At 57.4% G+C, this 18,600-nt stretch carries 9 protein-coding genes; 7 read left to right on the top strand and 2 right to left on the bottom strand.

Features of this window, described 5'->3' with window-relative positions; genetic code table 11:
* Window positions 1-33: 33 nt before the first annotated feature.
* Window positions 34-4,479 carry a hypothetical protein gene (locus tag NB063_RS16825; protein ID WP_250929910.1) on the bottom strand — a complete coding sequence of 1,482 codons (4,446 nt, stop codon included), beginning with the start codon at window positions 4,477-4,479 and terminating at the stop codon, window positions 34-36.
* A gap of 763 nt (window positions 4,480-5,242) precedes the next feature.
* On the opposite strand from NB063_RS16825, the gene NB063_RS16820 reads away from it, so the two are divergent.
* The gene (locus tag NB063_RS16820) at window positions 5,243-6,616 is read left to right on the top strand and encodes a Gfo/Idh/MocA family protein (RefSeq protein WP_250929909.1); all 1,374 of its coding nucleotides are present in this window, start codon (window positions 5,243-5,245) and stop codon (window positions 6,614-6,616) included.
* Window positions 6,617-6,744: 128 nt separating this feature from the next.
* On the opposite strand, the gene NB063_RS16815 is transcribed toward NB063_RS16820, so the two are convergent.
* The gene (locus NB063_RS16815; RefSeq protein WP_250929908.1) at window positions 6,745-6,999 is read right to left on the bottom strand and encodes a hypothetical protein; all 255 of its coding nucleotides are present in this window, start codon (window positions 6,997-6,999) and stop codon (window positions 6,745-6,747) included.
* A 387-nt stretch (window positions 7,000-7,386) separates the two neighbouring features.
* Between NB063_RS16815 and NB063_RS16810 the strand changes: the two genes are divergently transcribed.
* From NB063_RS16810 to NB063_RS16785, 6 genes are all read left to right on the top strand, one after another.
* On the top strand, window positions 7,387-7,983 hold the full coding sequence (locus tag NB063_RS16810) for an RNA polymerase sigma factor (RefSeq protein WP_250929907.1): 597 nt from the start codon (window positions 7,387-7,389) through the stop codon (window positions 7,981-7,983).
* Window positions 7,980-12,035: a protein kinase domain-containing protein gene (locus tag NB063_RS16805; protein ID WP_250929906.1), complete on the top strand. Its 4,056-nt coding sequence runs from the start codon at window positions 7,980-7,982 to the stop codon at window positions 12,033-12,035. Before NB063_RS16810 ends, NB063_RS16805 begins: the two co-directional genes overlap by 4 nt.
* Window positions 12,036-12,111: 76 nt before the next feature.
* Complete coding sequence (locus tag NB063_RS16800) at window positions 12,112-12,591, top strand: hypothetical protein (RefSeq protein ID WP_250929905.1); 480 nt, start codon at window positions 12,112-12,114, stop codon at window positions 12,589-12,591.
* Window positions 12,592-12,791: 200 nt separating this feature from the next.
* A complete protein-coding gene (locus NB063_RS16795) occupies window positions 12,792-14,216 on the top strand; it encodes an efflux RND transporter periplasmic adaptor subunit (protein ID WP_250929904.1) in 1,425 nt (474 codons plus the stop codon).
* Window positions 14,217-14,281: 65 nt separating this feature from the next.
* Window positions 14,282-17,794 (top strand): efflux RND transporter permease subunit, encoded by a 3,513-nt coding sequence (locus tag NB063_RS16790; RefSeq protein ID WP_250929903.1) that lies wholly within the window; start codon window positions 14,282-14,284, stop codon window positions 17,792-17,794.
* A 100-nt stretch (window positions 17,795-17,894) separates the two neighbouring features.
* The gene (locus NB063_RS16785) at window positions 17,895-18,440 is read left to right on the top strand and encodes a hypothetical protein (RefSeq protein ID WP_250929902.1); all 546 of its coding nucleotides are present in this window, start codon (window positions 17,895-17,897) and stop codon (window positions 18,438-18,440) included.
* Window positions 18,441-18,600: the final 160 nt, after the last annotated feature.

The following is an 18,600-nucleotide window of genomic DNA, read 5'->3' as shown; positions in this document are numbered from 1 at the left end:
GAGACGCCCCCTTAACGGCATGGGATTGCCTCATCACCGAACGGCCTCCGATGAATCCGGGTCGGACACATCAAAGACGCCTGAGCGTGAAGCCGAACCCTCACCCGGTGGTTCCTGCGGCGATTTCGCGAGGCTCGTGGTCGGAATTCCCGAGGGCGAAGCGTCCGTTGCCCCGGGCGTGTATCGTTGGTCGAAATCTTGTGTCTCGGACTGGCCGCCACGTGAATCTCGACTCGGAGATTTGTTCGCTCCCTGTTCGGATTCGCCGCGACGTGATCCCTCACCCCGACCGACCACGCTGTCACGAGCGACCGGACGCGGTTGCAAGACGCGTTGCCCCGTGCGTGGAACCGCGACCGCCGAAACGGCATAAAAAACCGCCACCAAGGTGAGCGAAATCATCACCAATTGAGCCGTTAACACGACCCCGTCGGGGGCAACAACCAGCAAACCCGCCAGCGCAAGAGCCAACAGAAATGCGACCAAGGGATGGTGCAACGACGGGAACCACTGAAACGCCGACGCCAACAACAGGACCAAACCGCCGACGGCTAACCACAGCACCGTCCGCGACACAGTCAGGGCTGAAAACGAAAACACGTTCCCTGCAAAAAACAGATAGCGATTGCCGGGAACTGTAAAGGTGGAATTGGACAGGGACTCGCGAATCGCCGCTTGCAAAATCATGTCCGCCCCGGCTCGTTCTCCCGCTTCTTTGTCGCTTCCAGAAACGTCGTCCGATATCCCGCTGGAATCCATCTCCTTTGCAATGCTCGGACCGGCCACACCCGTATCACGGCTGAACGCAGCCGAACCGCCGTCACTGAGTTGCCAATTGAGGTCGAGCGCCCATCGGATCAGCGACACGTCACTGATCGCCGGAACGCGTTCCATTCTCAATCGATCTCGCTCCCACCGCATCGCCCGTCCCGATTGCGACGAAGCCCAGAACAAATGCGAGTCCGTCGGCACAACCAACTGCCAATACTGCAATCCCGAACCGACCGGCAACCGGATTAAAGGTTCACTCCGCGCCCACCACGGATTGTTCGGTTCCTCGGTCCAAATTCGAACGTCGAGAAGATGGATATCCGAACGGCCCTGTGCGTCATTGGACTCGCCACGCGCCGCGTCTCCGGTCTCCGCACTCGACACCGAGCTTGACATTGTTGGGAACACGGTATCCGGCCCCGATGACATGAAGCTGTTGGTTTCCGGCAGATCGATTCTCAAACCGCTCGCGTCCCGGATGCTTGCTACCGGCTGACCATCCAACAACACTTCGACCCGGATCGTTTGCAACCTGACCGGCAACCCCAGCCGCACCCGCCGGCCGCCGCGAACCGTCGCCAACAAATGCTCATGCCGAAATTGCTTGCCCACGAGACTGCGCAAGAACGAACGTGGGATCTCGGTCAATCGTTCCTCCCCGACACGGCTTCTCAAAACAACGGGGATCGGAAAGTCAGGAATGATATTGAACGTCCACAAGTTTGACCGCTGCGCCAGATCGGCCCCGTCGGCGGCGCCCGATATTGGGTCCACCTTCCAATCAAAACGGGCTGCGTCACGCAGATTCGCCAACACACCGTCGCTCTCGGGCAGTACCCGCCAGAACAATCCGGCCGAATCAGCGACACCCATCGGCATCTCGAGCCGCAACGGCGACTTCAAATCGACTTGGTCGGCCGCCGGGCTCGGCAACGCAATCAAACTTGCGATTTCTCCGCGATTGTCGGGGACATCGGACAACGAATTCGGATCGCGGACTTTAGGCGGAACCACGATCGGCTGGTGAAAGACCAACTCGATCCGATGAGTGCCCGAATCCAATTGAGGTGAAACAATTTCGAATGTTCGATTGCCCGCAAACTCGCCCGATGCGGAATCACCGGTGCTCCGAACAATTGCCGGGCCACCGTCCACGGTCGCCAACCACATCGAAGCATTGTGTAGGGAATCTGCCGCGCCAGAGGCATCGGGATCTAAATCGCCGAGCAGTGAGCCGTCAGCAGACTCCGCTTCGTTACCATCGGGTTTCGTTGCGTTTTCTCCCCCGCCAACCGTTGACCCGGCAGCATTTTTCGACGTGGAACCTGGCACACCGGATTCCGCATCGACTGCCGGAAGCGTGAATCGCAAACGTCCCTCGAGATCCAACGGGCTGGTGACCGTCCAAACCGATCGAGTCAACCAACGATTGCTCGACTGCGTAATCGAAACGTCACCGGACCACTGCAGTTGCAGCGGACGCGACGCAAAACTACCGCTGAGGGACCAAGGCGACTCCGGGCTGAGGATGCGGAATTTTGACTCGGCTTGTCCGGGAATCCGTTGCAGCGTGGGGCTTTCGGCGAGATCAACCAACCACGACTCCCGTCGTCCATCGAGCACGGTCAACTGCACATCACTCAGGATCGTGGAGGAATCGGTTGAGATGATCCGCGGCAACACCAACGACTTAAAATCAGCGGTGGCGGCAGACGCCAACAGCTCCGCAGTAATGCGATATTGCTCAGGCCACTTTCCATCCGGCGTGTCCACCTGCCACTCGACGAGATCGCCGCTCGTGCTGATATCCAGTGCGGCGGCACGGTTGTCCGTCGTGATACCGAGCAACCGCCACGCGCCGGGTTCCAACCGCAAGCCTTTGGGATCAAACCCTCCACTACCGGCACGCAAATCGATCTGCACCCGCGCGGCGCGACGCGTCACCTGCAACTCAGCCTCGCCAGTCAGCCGAACCTGTCGCTGCTTTCCCGACAACCAAACCGGCAATTCGAATCGGGTTTGCGTGAAACGAAACGGGTACACCAATTCCCCATTCTGCTCGCTGGCCTGCTGCGACACGACGGCGTCGACGCCCAACCGGGGTCGCCAACGCAAACGATGATCGCTGGCGGTCCGAATCGTGACCTGTCCACGGTGACCGATCGCGCCGGCGACCTGGGGAACGGTCAGTACCCACGGTTCCGCTGCGGTCGCCTCGGGAGGAAATTGTCTCAGCTGCAATCGCAACCGAACGGTCGACGGCGGTCGATTATCGGCTCCACCCGCCCACCGGACCGTGATCTTGGTGGCCGGAACGGCACCGTCATTTTCACCTGATAATTCCGCCGCGTTTTTCTTCTGGGTCGCAGGAGGTTCTGCCCCGTTCACATCACCGGACCGCGCGATACTGATGTCCCACAGCGAAGCCTCAACCATACCACTCGCTGCACCGGAGCTCGTCACATCGCGACCATCCGTAATCGCCGCGATGACTTCAGGAGGCGAGACGAGAACGGCAGCGGCGGGCAAGCGGATGACACAACCACTGAGCGGCCCGCGTAGATTGCGAGCCATCAAGCGAACGTCCATCGACGGCGGTTCGGTTGGCGATTCCCACTGTAGTTTGGTTTCTGATTCCACTTCGATCAGATCACCCGTGTCACCCGACGGGCCCGATGAAGTCATCCATCGCAATGCGATCACACCCCCATCGCACTCGACCACAAACACGTTCGACGTACCGATTCGTCGCACGACCTCGCGACCCGAACCGACAACATCTAACGAAGCGATCGTGGCAGAACCCTTTCCTTCGGGTTGCAACTGCATTTGCATCCGAGTCGGGACTGCGGGTAACTGGATCGGCAACCACGTTTGGCGAGGCGGTGTCGCCCACAACCTCGCAGACATTTTGAGTTTGACCGAAACGAGCGGTGATTCTCGCGTCGTTGTTGATTCGTCCAATACCGATTCCGAAGGCAGCACAAGCTGGTATCCGCCACCTTCCTCGTTCCACGCATCTTGCTGCATTCCGATCGCTTGTCGCAGCGGACTCGGAAACGGGGATGGTAACGACGGTGTCTCTGCAGCCGATCCGACGAGAGGGCTCGTCAATGATGGCGCATCAGCGGCATCGCCGGGAAGAATCGCGCGACCTCGAACAGTGAACTGGGACGGCGGAGGCAAACGCACATAAGCTCCGGGAATCCTCGCACCGTGGGCTTCGTCGTTACCGTCACCAGCACGGTTCTCATGCACAAAACGCACCTCCGCGGCTTCGAGCAAGTGAGCACCGGAGAACCCGATATCGAACACGACCGATCGTCCCGCCAGCTCGCTCACCGCGGCCGGTTCCAAACGGACAATTAATTCCGCATCCCAATGAGCCCGCGTCGGCTCAACGACGCCATCAATCGTCAACCGCTCGAGCGTCGCGACCCGGTCGCCCGATCTCATGCCTTGATCGAGTTTTCTCAAACGGTCGATCTCTTCGAACGACATCCGCGACATCACCACCGGCGTGCTCGATTCATCTTGAAAAAAGAACGCGTCGGGCCGGATTCCTTGGAGTTGCTCCGGCCATGGATCGGATTCCTCAAACAGCCCCGGCGGTGGCAAGGTCCCTGGGCCCTGAGCATGAAGGTTTGAAAAGCTCGCTCCCGTCCAAACCAGTGCCGCCAACGCCAAAACCAAGCAACGGTCGATCACGAGGCGTGCGGCGCACCACTTAGTTGAACGATTTGCAGGTTCGGAAGAGCAAAAAATCACTGTAAAAACCAGTGCGGCGAATCAACACGCGGGACCACACGATCGAAATGTGGGCGTGAAATTGCGAGATAGGATAAGGAATAGAGTGACGCGGATGTACAACGTGAACCGCCAAGCCACTATTGTCCACTCAGTCTACGCAAATTGGCTGACCGGCAAAGCGAAATCTGTCGTTTGCACCAGCATCACTGGGTCGAATCCTCGTAATAACCGGCACAATCGCGAAAAACCAAACATTCCGACTCCGTTGAAGACGTACTTTTCTGGGCACCGGTTCGACTGCCAGCGCCATCAGCCCGAATTTGCCGTCTAATTTTGCTTGTTGTTGCCCCAGTCCCCGCACACCAGTCGGGGGAGACAACCAATGAACAGCCGTCTCCATGACGGCATGGTAAAGCCCTAACCTCGCAGTCTATGGAGCTCAGCCTTCCGGTGACGTGGATCCATATACTTCCCTTTCACCCGTCTTCCGTGAAACCTCGCCCCAATCGAGGTGTCATCGCCCGAGATTTGGTTTACAATCCTGCTAGGTCGCGGCGCTCCTGATCACTTCTCCAAAGTGCTTCCCTCGAGTTCGAACGCGATCTTGGTCTCATCGCTGATTGCAAAAGTGTGCGGCCATCCCTCCAACGTTTCCCACCCCCGCAAATCCCTCCGAACGCTCGGCGGTGATTTATCGCTACCCCAGTGACTAGAGAACACCATGGAAAACTCGAAGCAGACTCCCGCTACCGCTCCAATCATTACCCCACAGGCAGCGATCGAATCTGCCGATTCTCGCCGCGGATTTCTTAAGAATTCCTCGGTACTCGCAGGAACCGCTCTTGGTGCCAGCGCCGGCCTGAGCGCGATGTCGATTCCCGCCGCCCACGCTGCCGGCGACGACGCGATCCGGTTTGTGGTCATCGGTTGTGGCGGTCGCGGTAAAGGCGCCGCCGACAACATCATGAACACCAAAGGCAACGTCAAACTCGTCGCCGTTCACGATGCTTTCGAAGGCAAATGCCGCGAAGCTCTCAGCCAACTCGGTCGTCGCCACGGCGATAAAGTCGCTGTCCCTGAAGATCAAATCTTTACCGGCTTGGACGGATACAAGAAAGCGATCGACACCGATTGCGACCTCGTTGTGATCGCAACCCCACCGGGATACAAACCACAACAGTTTGAATATGCCGTCGCCAAAGGACGTCATATTTTCATGGAAAAACCGGTTGCCACCGATGCCCCCGGCGTCCGTCGTGTTCTCAAAGCGGTTGAAGAATCGAAGAAGAAAAACTTGATGGTCGGTGTCGGTCTGCAACGCCGCCACGAACCGTCCTACATGGAAACCGTGGCACGGATCCACGACGGTGCCATCGGCGATGTGATCTCGCAACAAGTTTACTGGAACGGCGGAGGCATCTGGTACAAGAACAAGACCGACGATCAGACCGAAATGGAATTCCAAACCAACAACTGGTATCACTTCAACTGGTTGAGTGGCGATCAAATCTGCGAACAACACATCCACAACCTCGACGTCGGTTGCTGGGTCAAAGGCGCCTACCCTGTCGAGTGCAACGGCATGGGTGGACACCAACAACGTGAAGGTGGCGACGGTTCGAAGTCGCAAATCTTCGACCACACGTTCTGCGAGTACACGTTCGCCGACGGCACGAAGATGTTCAGCCAAGGTCGTCATCTCAAGGGTGCCTGGAACCACGTCGGCGAATTCGCCCAAGGTACCAAGGGAACCTCCGATCCGAGCGGAAAAATCAGCGGCCCGAATGCATGGAAGTACGAAGGCAAACGCGTCAACGGCCACCAGCAAGAGCAGCACGATCTGATCGAAGCTCTGATGCGGGGCGAGGTTTACAACGAAGGTGAATACGGTGCCCACTCCACGTTCACCGCGATCCTTGGACGTGAAGCATGCTACTCAGGTAAAATCGTTCGCTGGGACGATCTGCTTGAGAAAGGCCACGACTTGGCACCAGGCATCGACGAGTACACCCTGAAATCGACACCTCCTGTCGTCCGTGGCGAAGACGGCAAGTACCCCGTCCCGGTCCCTGGCAAGTACAGCCCATTTGCCTAGGCAGCCAACGGCTTGATTTCAGAACCACTCGCGGCCAAACCCATCTGGCTACGAGCGATGAAACCAAGCGAGTTTGCAGACCGGTAAACGATCAGAGCCGCTGACCGCAGACCTGATCCAATACGTCATTAACCAGTCGATCGAACGCGGCGTCCTCCGGGATAGCCGCGTTTTTCTTTTTCATGACCGACAACGCCACTCCAGCGACGGTCCAGAATCTTTCCCGCTGCGGGCCCCGCCGTTGTCGCTTGACGAGGCCCTCGGTGATGGCAGGCCGATCCCGGATCGGAGCCATCTCGCGACAAAGACGTATCCCGGTCCAATCGATGGATCAACAGCGGAATGAACGTTAGCGCCGCAGAAGCGAACCACAGACGTCGCAACTGTCTATCCTTTCGAACCGTCGAAAGCCCCCTCAGTCACGAAAAACCAGGGCGCGGCCAATACCACACCAAAAGACACACTCCAAAATCGTGCACATCTGCGTGTTTTTCTAGACGGCGCCGCTTTTGGGTTCGGGCGCAGACACTCGGTGCGTTTTGAGGGGTTGGGTCTCACGCTGCGCCGTTCACCGCCCTCCCACAGGTCGCCTAATCGTCGCTTTAACAACGATTGCCGCTGCAAAGCTTGCGATCGGAAATTTCCTCACGCCCAACCGAGGATGTTCACGACACCTCATTTTTCTTCGGTCACTGGGGTCACAACGTTCACCTGCGGGCTACAATGGCAGCCACCCTGTCCCGTGATTTGCCTACCTGATTTGCACAACGATGGACGAACAATCTGTCATCCTCGTCGACCGATGTCGCCAAGGCGATCAAGCCGCTTCGCAAGAGTTGTTTGATCGTTATGTTGCCCGGTTGATCACGATGGTCCATCGCCGCATGAGCTCGCGGCTGACCCGGCGAGTTGACGCCGAAGACATCGTGCAGTCTGCCTTCCGCAGTTTTTTTGTCGGGGTTGAAAAGCAGAAATTCCACATCGATCAAACCGGCGACCTGTGGCGTTTGCTGGTCGTGATGTCGCTCAATAAACTGCGTCGCCGCGTCGCCCATCACCAAGCGGCAAAGCGTGGCATGGACGCGGAGCAATCGGTGGCGAACCTTCCCGGTGACGAAAATGTGCGTTGCTTCGAAGCCGCGGCAATGGAACCTCTCCCCGATGCCGCAGCGGCAGTGATGGAAGAGTTCGATCACCTCACCAGCGATCTCGATGCTTGCCAGGTGGAGATCCTCCGGTTGCGAATGCAAGGTTTCGAGATGACCGAAATCGCAGAACAGGTTGGCCGCAGCGAGCGCACCGTCCGCAGGCTCCTCGACAAAATGCGATTACGCTGGCACGAACGTCTTGCCACGTTGGCCACATGAACTCGGTAACATTCGGCGATGATGCCTTTGACGACGGTGCTTTCCCCGGAGACGACCTCCGCGAAGAAGCATTACTCGATCAATTCGAATCGCAGTGGATCGCCGGGACGCCAACGGACATCCTCTCGTTCCTCGATACTCACGCTCGGGACGATGAAGAACGGCAACGGCTGCTCGTGGAACTGGTACGGCTCGACCTGGAATACCGCTATCGCTCCGCTGATCACGAACGCAAATTACTGCGTGAGTATCTCCAAGAGTATCCGTCGATTTCACTGACTGCCGACTTGATTGAAGACGAATGGCGTCTCCGCAATCGTCACGGTGAATCGATGACGATCGAACAATGGCGTGCCGAATATCCGTCGACGGCGTTCGAGTCGCCACGCGCCTACGCGGAGTTTCTCCAAAAGCTGCAGATTTGGATGGACGACGCCGAATCCAATCCCGGCGCGGGTCGATCGGCGTCTGATAAACCACCGATCCCCGAAGCATCGCGTCCCATCACCGCTGCCGATTCGGAAGACTCATCATCGGAAGATCGCGAGGATCCCCTTCACACACTTGTCGGCTCCTCCGGTGTGTCCGCCACCGGCCCGAGCCCGACTGACAGTTGGCGTGGGCTGAGGCCGCGATTTAAACGAGAGCAACTGCTCGGTGAAGGCAGCTTTGGCGTCGTTTGGAAAGCTTACGACCAACAACTTCAACGCCACGTCGCGATCAAGACGCTGCACCCGGAACTCGCCAGCAACCTGACTCACCGCGATCTGATGGTCGCCGAAGCGCGAACGGCGGCGGCGTTGGATCACCCTGATCTGATGACGATCTATGACATCATCGTTGACGACGGGCAGGTCCATCTCGTCATGCGAATGATCGAAGCCCAACCGATGGACGAGTGGTGGACGGAGTGGTGTCAAAACGCATCCAATCCCGACGACCGTGTGCTTGCAGGCGTGATGGCCCGGATCAGCCGAGCGGTCCACCACGCGCATCTGTCCGGTTTGATTCACTGTGACATCAAGCCGCAAAACGTGCTGATCGACGACCGTGCCAACCCGACCGTTTTGGACTTCGGTCTGGCAATCCGTCGCTCCGACCAAGAAACGCTCGCCGGTCGCGTTTTTGGAACACCCGCCTACATGTCTCCCGAACAAAGCTTTGGGGAAACACACCACCTCGACGGTCGCAGCGACATCTGGAGTCTTGGCGTGATGCTGTACCGTCTCGCGACCGGGCAACTTCCCTTTAGCGGATCGACGACATCGCACCTTTTCGAAGCGATCCAAACCCGCAGCGTGATCCCACCGGGGCAACTCCGCGACGACATCCCGGATGAGCTCGCGAAGATCTGCATGAGGTGTTTGTCCAAACGGGTCGAGGACCGTTACGCAACCGCCGCCGAACTTGCCGGCGACCTCCAGCGTTTCGCCGACGAGGCACTCAGTTCGATGCTGCACTCGGGACGCTCCAGCCGCCATGGTCGGTTGATCGGTTGCCCGTGGAGCGACCCCGACCTGATCGGCCGCGACGAGGTGATCGACTCGGCGGTGCAGTGGTTGAGCAGCTCCAACAATCGCCTACTCACCCTCACTGGGATCGGCGGTATCGGCAAAACTCAGACCGCGGCCGTGATCGCCAAACGCCTCGCCTCGCATTTAGTCGGTGACATCGTTTGGGTTGACTCGGCCAACGCGATGGATGCGGACCAATTCGCCTCGGGTGTGCTGGCTGCCCTCGGTGTCACCCAACAACCCAATGAACCCTCCCGTCGGCGTGTCGCACAAACCATTGCGGTTCGCGGGCCGGTCACCCTGGTTCTCGACAACGTCGAACAAATCGTTCGAACCGCCGCGGAACAAAGCAACGATTGGCTGTCCCGAAATCCCGGGTTGCGATTGATCATCACCAGCCAATTGCCGCTGCGGATTCAAGGCGAACACATCGTCCAGCTCGAACCGTTAGCAACGAGCGGATCAAACGAAGCGGCCGAGCTGTTCATCCGCCGCGCCGAAGCGGTCAAACCGGGCCTCGAAATCAACGCCGCTGCGCGCGAGGACATTCGGGAAATCTGCAGCATGATCGATGGAAACCCCTTGGCGATCGAACTGGCTGCCGCCCGCGTGGGCGTCCTGACGCTGCCCAACCTGCGATCTCGATTGCAACAGTCCTTTGGTGTGCTCAAGAGCAACCGCGTCGATCGCCCGGACCGACACCGAACACTCGGCAATGTGGTCCGGTGGAGTGTCGATCTTCTCGACCAATGGCAACTCGTCACGCTGCGGGCTCTCGCGATTTGGCCCTCTCCCGTGCCCATGCCGGTCGCCGAAAATTTGATCTCCGCCATCATCGCATCGTTGCCCGACGGAGACTCCTGCGATGAAGATCCGCTCGACTGGATCGACGAACTCCGCGAACGACAACTGCTGCGGTTGCGTGACGACGACGAGGCCATTCACATTCACGCCGACAACACCGTTCGTCGTTACATTTTGGAAACGATTGACGTCCACAAACGAAACACGATCGCCGCCGCGATGCTCGATTCGCTGCTCAACGAGCCCGCTCCCTCGTCGGAAATCGACGCTCGACATTTCGCCACCAATTTGTGGACGGCCGCCTCATGGTTGATGGAAACGGATCAGCCGCTCGATGAATCGCTCGCCGCGAATTGTGTCCGAGCGATCTTAACGGCGGACCACATAGGTGCTGATCAGCTCGACAGCCGATTGCGGATCGAAAGAATCGAAAAAGGCCTGACACTGAGTTCGGGGAAAGATCGCATCGAACTGATGGTGAGACTCGCTGACGCAAAACGGTTGGCCGGACAGACCGATCATGCCGAACGGCTGTGCCGTGACCTGCTGCAACACTTCGATGCCATTGAACCGGCAACAGATCCTGCCGGCTCCGGCATCGTTCCGACCACCCGCGACTCGCGGCTACTCGGGCTCGAAGTGGACACCCGTTGTTTGTTGTCACAGATTCTCTTCCGGCACAGCCGCAGCACCGAAGCCGTGGGCTTGCTCGAACCGATCCTCGATCCGTCCAACCAATCACAAATTGATGATGCCACTCGCCTCGAAGTCATTTTGGAACTGATCGAAACAAACCGTCGACTTGGACATCTCGCCGTCGCCACTGAATTTCTCGAACAAGGCGAAGCGATCGCGGAATCCGTCACCGGTGACAAACTGATCCCGATCACAAGTGGAAAAGTTGACGCCGCGATCACCGATGCCATCAAAAGTTTCATCCCTGGATTAACGGTACAGAAAGGGAAGATCGCCTTACAACGCGGCCGCATCGCCGAAGCACGAAACCTTTTCGATGAAGCACTCCGGCAACAGTCACGCGTTGAACATCGATCCGATCCACGGCATTTGCAACAAGCGTTACTCGGACGAGCCGCCGCGTCCGCCGAAAGTGGCGATTTCGAATCTGCCGAACAAGACTACGATCGTTGTCAAAGGATCAGCCGTCGACTCGGTGACCTCCCCACCCTCGCGCAGTCGCTCAATAACCGAGCCCTCGCCGCCGACGACGCGGGCAACAGCAAGCAATGTTGCGAGACGCTCAACCAGGCACTCGAAATCTACCGTCAACTCGATGATTACGTTGGCATCGCGATCTGTTTGGCCGCTCGAGCCGCCGCATTGTTGCAACTCGACCGCGCCGAAGAAACCGCCGAGCTACTCACCGGACCGGAGGTGACACAGCACATCCCGCCTGACTCGATCCATCAAGCGATGGTATGGGGCGACCTTGGTACCGCTTATCGCCGCCTCGGTCGACTTGAGGAAGCGAGCCAGTGCCTGGACGACTGCATCGCAAAACTCGATGAACTCAGCGTCGGACAAACCGCCGAACGACTTCTCTACGAAGTCGAAAGGCTGTTGGTCCGCCGCGACCTCGGCGGCGAACCGATGATCACAACCGACGATCGCGAGCGGCTCACGGAGCTCGTCGAGCATTGGAAAAAACAAACGTCGACGCGAAGCCGAGTCCGCGGCGCGATCCAAGATTTCTCCGAATTAGCTTCGTCGATTTAATCTGCGCCGCGAGTTGACCTATCCCTCGGCTTCCCAGCGGCGTATGATCAATGACGCTTCTTTCCCTGAGGATTCTATGCGTCGTTTGGTCACTCTACTGCTCATTCCCATGTTCATGCTGGGGCACGCGCTGTCTCACTCGCATGCGGGAACCGGCGTAGATTCGCCTCGCGATCATGCGGTGCGACCGCACCTGCATCTATCATCCTCGGATCACGCTCATGAGCACGGCCACGATCACCACGATGATGCCGAACACGCTCATTCTCATCATGTTCAACACGAAACCTCAGCTGAGGACGGCTCGCTCGCTACAAGCGAGGATGCGGTCATTTCAGGTGTCCAAGATCACGATAGCGACGCGATCTACTTTGCAAATTCGCCAGCAACGCCTGGGCGATCGGTTTGCGACGTTCAGAACATCACTGCGCAGGATTACCTGATCGGCGAGGAATTCATCGCTGATCTCAACGCATCTCACCCGCCTTTAAGACATCCTCCTCAGCGTTACACGACGCTACCGATCTTTCTTCTAACAGCTTCTCTACGGCTGTAACGGACACCCGCGTGATCCACCTGATCACGCCCCGAAACGATCTCCTGGCTTCGTTTCGACTCTTGTCCATCCATTAATCGCGTCTGATCTCGGATCGAATTCCGACATCCCAAACGCTTTCCCCATCCCATGTTTCACCTCCCGGCTTCGGCTGCGCGGTCGGTGTTGCATGCTGAAAATCCGTCGCACGAAAAATCATCATGAAACCATTGCTCGCTATGCTCAAAGCCTCCATTGGGCCTTTGATAATCGTCGGAGTCATCGCCACGATCTGGATCTTCCGAGACGAGTTATCTGGCGGCAAACCAGTGACCGAATCGTCCACGCCTGCCTCAAAGGATGGTTCGGCCGACACGCAAACCGTCCTCGAAATCAGTGCCCAAGCCAGAAGGAATCTCGGTTTGGTATCCGCCCCGGCGCGGCCGCAGGATTATTGGCGATCGGTGACGATCCCAGGTGTCGTGGCCGATCGCCCCGGTTTATCCGATCGTAGTGTCACGTCACCCGCGGTCGGAATTGTGACTCAGGTCCACGCGTTCCCCGGTGACATGATCCGGCCGGGCGACGCCTTGTTTAGTTTGCGATTGTTCAGCGAATACTTGCAGAACACCCAAACCCAATTGTTCAAGGCGAACCGGGAAACCGAAATCATCCAAGAGCAAATCGATCGTCTGGGAGACGCCGTCAGCACGGGTGCCGTCTCCCGATCAAAAATGATCGAATTGCGAGCTGACATGAGTCGACAACACGCGATCATCCAATCGTCTCGACAAGACCTGCTCACCCGTGGGCTGCGTCCTGAACAGATCGACCGCGTGCAACAGCAAGGTGAATTCGTTTCAACCATCGAAGTCGCCGCCCCGCCTGCATTGACCGCACAGGCCGCTTCAGGAGACGCTCCCGCCAAACTCGTGCGTCTGGCAAGTTCGGTGACCGGTTCCGAGCCGTCACTTGTCGCGTATGAAGTCCAAGAACTGAACGTCGAAATGGGGCAGCAAGTGCAAGCCGGGCAACTACTCGCGAAATTGTCGAACCATCAATCTCTGTACGTGGTCGGCCACGCGTTCAAGCGTGAAGCCTCGTTTTTGGAAGATGCCGCCCGAGAGAATCGCGACGTCGGAATCGAGTTCACCGAAGACGACAATGCAGACTGGCCCGAGATCGACCAAACCTTCCATATCCGACATCTGGCCAATTCGGTCGACCCCGACAGCCGAACGTTTGACTTCTTCATCCCGCTATCGAACCAATCACACGCCTACTCGAAACTCGACAAGCAATTTCTCGTCTGGCGTTTTCGCCCCGGACAGCGAGTGCGAATCCGAGTCCCAGTGGAACAATTGGAGAACGTCTACGTGCTGCCATCCGAAGCCGTCGTTCGCGAGGGGCCCGAGGCATACGTCTTTCGCCAAAACGGAGATCTGTTCAAACGACTCTCCGTGCACATTCTGCACGAAGACCGAACACACATCGTCGTCGCTAACGACGGCAGCATACCCAGGTCGAGCTACTTGGCTCAAAGCTCAGCCGCGTCTCTCAACCGCGTCTTGAAATCTCAAACGGCCAGCGGGGCCCAACCAGGCATGCATGTCCACGCCGATGGCACGGTTCACGCCGCCCATTGACTTGAGTTTGCACGCACGGCGAATTCCCCCACCTATCCGATCCGATTCATTTCAATAGACATTTTATGCTCGATTCCATCATTCGATTTTCGCTCCGCTACCGGATGCTGGTGATGGCCATCAGTTTGGCAGTGTTGGTGTATGGATCGTACCTCGCCACGCAAATGTCGATCGACGTTTTTCCTGACCTCGACCGTCCGCGAGTTGTCATCATCACCGAAGCACCCGGCCTCGCGACCGAAGAAGTCGAAACGCTGGTCACGCAACCGATCGAGATCGCATTGATGGGAGCCAACGGAGTGCAAGCCGTTCGCAGCCAATCGACGGCGGGCCTGAACGTGATCTATATCGAGTTCGATTGGTCAACGGAAATCCGTGCCGCTCGGCAAACCGTCCAAGAACGGTTGACGACACTGGAAGGCATTTTGCCTGACGGAATCCGACCACAGATGACGCCACCGTCGTCGATCATGGGACAGATCGTCGTGGCGGGGATCTATCGACAAGACGGACCCAACGGCGGTCGACTGGCGCAAGTCGGCACAACGTCCATGATGGCCGAAATGCTCGATAGTCCGGACGACTCGACCCGAATTCAAATTTGGCAACCGGGAAACCGTCACGACTATTCGACATGGAACCGCATCGAACCAACAAACCTGCATTGGACGCCCTCCATCGCAGATGCAACACGTACACCTGCGTCCAACGACGCGACTCCACAGAACGACAATGTCCTACCAACCGAACCGATCGGGACGGCGACGGTCGAAATCGACGGAAAAACATACGAAGCGAATTTTTACACCGCGGCGAAGCAGCAACTCGAACTCCGCACAGTCGCAGACTGGATCATTCGCCCACGTCTTTTAAAAGTGACCGGCGTCGCGGAAGTTTTCATGCTCGGCGGCGATCGCAAGCAATATCAAATCCTGATCGATCCGGCCGCACTGCTCGACTACGACGTGACCGTGCAAGATGTCGAACGAGCGCTTCGCGAAAGCAACATCAACACCAGTGGCGGATTCGCCGTCACCGGCGAAACCGAACGTCCGATCCGTGTGCTCGGCCGACTCGGCCCCCAATCCCGAGTGGTCGTCGAGGAACTCAAAAAAATCCCCGTGGGAAACAATCCGAAACGATCCGTTCTACTCGAACAAGTCGCGAGGGTAACCGAAGGGCCACAATTAAAACGTGGCGACGGAAGCGTCGATGGTCGACCGGGGATCGTGTTCACGACCGTCAAACAACCGCACATCGATACGCGGCAACTAACCGATGACGTCGCCGCGGCGTTTGCTGAAGTCGAAGCGTCTCTACCGGCGGACATCATCGTCAATAGCAAACTGTTCCGCCTCAAGAACTTCATCGACCGAGGAATCTTCAACGTGGGCGAGGCCCTCGTTATCGGGGCCGTCTTGGTCATCATCGTGCTGTTCTTGTTCCTGCTGAACTTCCGCACCACGTTCATCACGTTGACGGCAATTCCACTCTCGCTCGTTTTAACAACGCTCGTCTTTCGACTGACCGGATTGCTCAGCGGCAGCGAGCTGTCGATTAACGTGATGACACTTGGCGGCATTGCCGTCGCAATGGGCGAACTGGTCGACGACGCGATTGTTGACGTCGAAAACATCTTCAGAAGGTTGAAACAGAATCACGCCCTCCCCATCGAAAGGCAACAGCCATCCATCGTCATCGTGTTCGACGCAAGCAGGGAAATCCGCAGTTCGATTGTGTTCGGAACCGCTGTTGTGATCCTATCGTTCTTGCCACTCTTTGCGCTTTCCGGCGTCGAAGGTCGATTGTTCACCCCGTTGGGTTTCGCCTACATCGTTTCCATCCTGGCTTCATTCGTCGTTTCAATGACAGTCACTCCGGTTCTGTCGTTTTACCTCCTCCCTAATTCAGGTGCCACGCATCGCACCGGAGATGGCTTCCTGCTCGGTGGTCTCAAAAGACTCGCCACGCCGCTCATCCGGCTCAGCATGAGCATGCCGTCGACGCTGTTGATTCTCACATGGATCGGCGTCGGAATCGCCTCTTGGCAGATGTCTCAACTCGGCAAAAACTTTCTGCCTCCGTTTGACGAGGGCAGCATCCAGGTCAACGTAACGTTGCCACCGGGCTCATCTCTTGATGCGTCTAACAAAGTGTCACGAGCAATCGATTCGGTCTTTTTATCAATGCAAAAATCGGAAGAAAACGCCGAGGGCGAAATTCTGCACTTCGTTCGCCGAACCGGACGTGCCGAAATGGACGAACACGCATCGCCAGTCAACTTCGGCGAATACATCCTCAGCATGAATCCCGAGTCACACACTCAACGCGATGAGATCATCGCCCGACTCCGAGAAAAGATCAGTGAGGAGGCTCCCGGTGTCGACATCGAAGTTGAGCAACCGCTCGCTCACCTGATCAGCCACATGATCTCGGGCGTGTACGCTCAGATCGCGATCAAGATCCACGGCGACGATCTCGACACACTGCAGCGTCTCGCCGAGCAAGTTAAGGACTCGATCGAAAGCGTCCCCGGCATCACACCACCCATCGTCGAACCGATTCAAGAAACCGCGGAACTCCATATCCGCTTGCGAGCCGATGACTTGGCACTTCACGGCTTAACCCGTGAATATGTCGCCAACGTTCTGCAAACAGCACTCCAGGGTGAAGTCGTCTCCCAAGTTCTCGAAGGCCAACGCCGATTCGATTTGCTGGTCCGACTAGAAGAGGAGTACCGAACCGATTACGCCAATCTCGATCGCCTGCGGATAGATCTTCCACACACGGATATCGAACCCGAACGCGGACAAATCGAATTGCACGAAGTCGCTGACGTTTACGAAGGCACCGGTCCCAATTCGATCAATCGCGAAAACGCGCGTCGACGCATCGTGATTCGCTGCAACACCGAAGGTCGTGATTTGGCCGGCGCCGTCGGAGAAATCAAACGCCGCGTCGATGATGATGTCTCACTGCCGGTCGGCTATTTCATCGAGTACGGAGGTCAATTTGAAAGCCAACAACGAGCGACACAAATGATCATCGTGCTCGCCGGTGTTTCCGTTATCGGCATGTTTGTCGTGCTGTTGATTCTGTTCCCGTCGGTGCGCATCGTCGTCCAAATTCTTAACGCCTTGCCCACCGCGTTCATCGGAGGCGTGATGGCGTTGGTGATCACTCAACAAAGTCTCACCGTGGCGAGTCTTGTCGGATTCATCTCGCTGGGAGGAATCGCCGTTCGCAACGGCATCCTGCTCGTGACACACTACTTGCACCTGATGAAAGAAGAGGGCGAAGAATTCACGCAAGCGATGGTGGTTCGGGGGAGCTTGGAACGACTCGCCCCCGTCTTGATGACTGCCCTCACCGCGGGCATCGGATTAATTCCGCTGGTGCTCGGCGGTCAAGAACCGGGCCGCGAAATCCTCTATCCCGTGGCAACGGTGATTCTGGGCGGTTTGATGACCTCGACCTTCTGTGAATTCCTCATCCATCCCGGTTTGTTCTGGAAATTCAGCGGTAAAGACGCCGCGCGACTGGCAAGTCTTGAAACGCAGGAGGACGAATTGGCATGAATTGAAACAATACCAAACGCGAAATAATACGAATCGCGACCTCGAAATGACCCAATCTTCAACCACACCTCCCCGTAGACCTCCTTACGAAAGAACCACGATGAAAATTCAATCCTTCACCCGCCGAACATCCACCTTCCATGTCTGCGTTGCCATTACCTGCCTCGCCGTGTTCGCGGGTTGCAAACAGAACACGACCACCGACAATCCCGCACCGGAAGTCGCTGATTCAACCCATGATCACGCCCACGCCGACGGCGAAGCACACGATCATAGTGTCCTTGGGCATGGACACGGCGCAGGACCGCACGACGGCACTCTCGCGGATTGGGGTGGCGGAAAGTATCACGTCGAATTCACGGTAGATCATGACCAACAGCAAGCGACCGTGTTCGTTCTCGGCGGTGATGAAAAATCGCCCGAACCGATCGCTGCCGAATCAATTGAGCTAAGCATCGTCAGCCCCGAGGTGCTTGTGACGTTGACGCCTTCGCCGCTTGAAAGCGACCCGGCAGGAAAATCATCACGGTTCATTGGGACACACGAAAGTCTCGGTGTGGTTCAAGAATATGAAGGCACGCTAACCGGTGTCATCGATGGCACGCCCTATTCCGGCGACTTCCTCGAAGAAGCTCACGAGCACTAAACCCCGGACCATTCATGCCCGTGCATGCTTCCGCAAAACCACTGCTTGGCATGCCGTTTGCGTCTGTCCTTATCGATATTCAAGCATTGCGGAGTTAACGATTTCGTAGCGCAGGCATCCACCCTGTAGTGTGCACCTGCCGGGTCTGCTGCGGACTGCT

It is taken from the genome of Aporhodopirellula aestuarii, assembly GCF_023701485.1.
Lineage (GTDB): Bacteria > Planctomycetota > Planctomycetia > Pirellulales > Pirellulaceae > Rhodopirellula > Rhodopirellula aestuarii.
The sequence above is the reverse complement of the archived record's forward strand: the minus strand, read 5'-3'. Positions and strand labels throughout refer to the sequence as shown.

Excerpts from the sequence above, each read along its gene's own strand:
- NB063_RS16820 (WP_250929909.1), top strand. The coding sequence starts at position 5,243 with ATGGAAAACTCGAAGCAGACTCCCGCTACCGCTCCAATCATTACCCCA.
- NB063_RS16800 (WP_250929905.1), top strand. The coding sequence starts at position 12,112 with ATGCGTCGTTTGGTCACTCTACTGCTCATTCCCATGTTCATGCTGGGG.
- NB063_RS16790 (WP_250929903.1), top strand. The coding sequence starts at position 14,282 with ATGCTCGATTCCATCATTCGATTTTCGCTCCGCTACCGGATGCTGGTG.
- NB063_RS16805 (WP_250929906.1), top strand. The coding sequence starts at position 7,980 with ATGAACTCGGTAACATTCGGCGATGATGCCTTTGACGACGGTGCTTTC.
- NB063_RS16785 (WP_250929902.1), top strand. The coding sequence starts at position 17,895 with ATGAAAATTCAATCCTTCACCCGCCGAACATCCACCTTCCATGTCTGC.
- NB063_RS16795 (WP_250929904.1), top strand. The coding sequence starts at position 12,792 with ATGAAACCATTGCTCGCTATGCTCAAAGCCTCCATTGGGCCTTTGATA.
- NB063_RS16810 (WP_250929907.1), top strand. The coding sequence starts at position 7,387 with ATGGACGAACAATCTGTCATCCTCGTCGACCGATGTCGCCAAGGCGAT.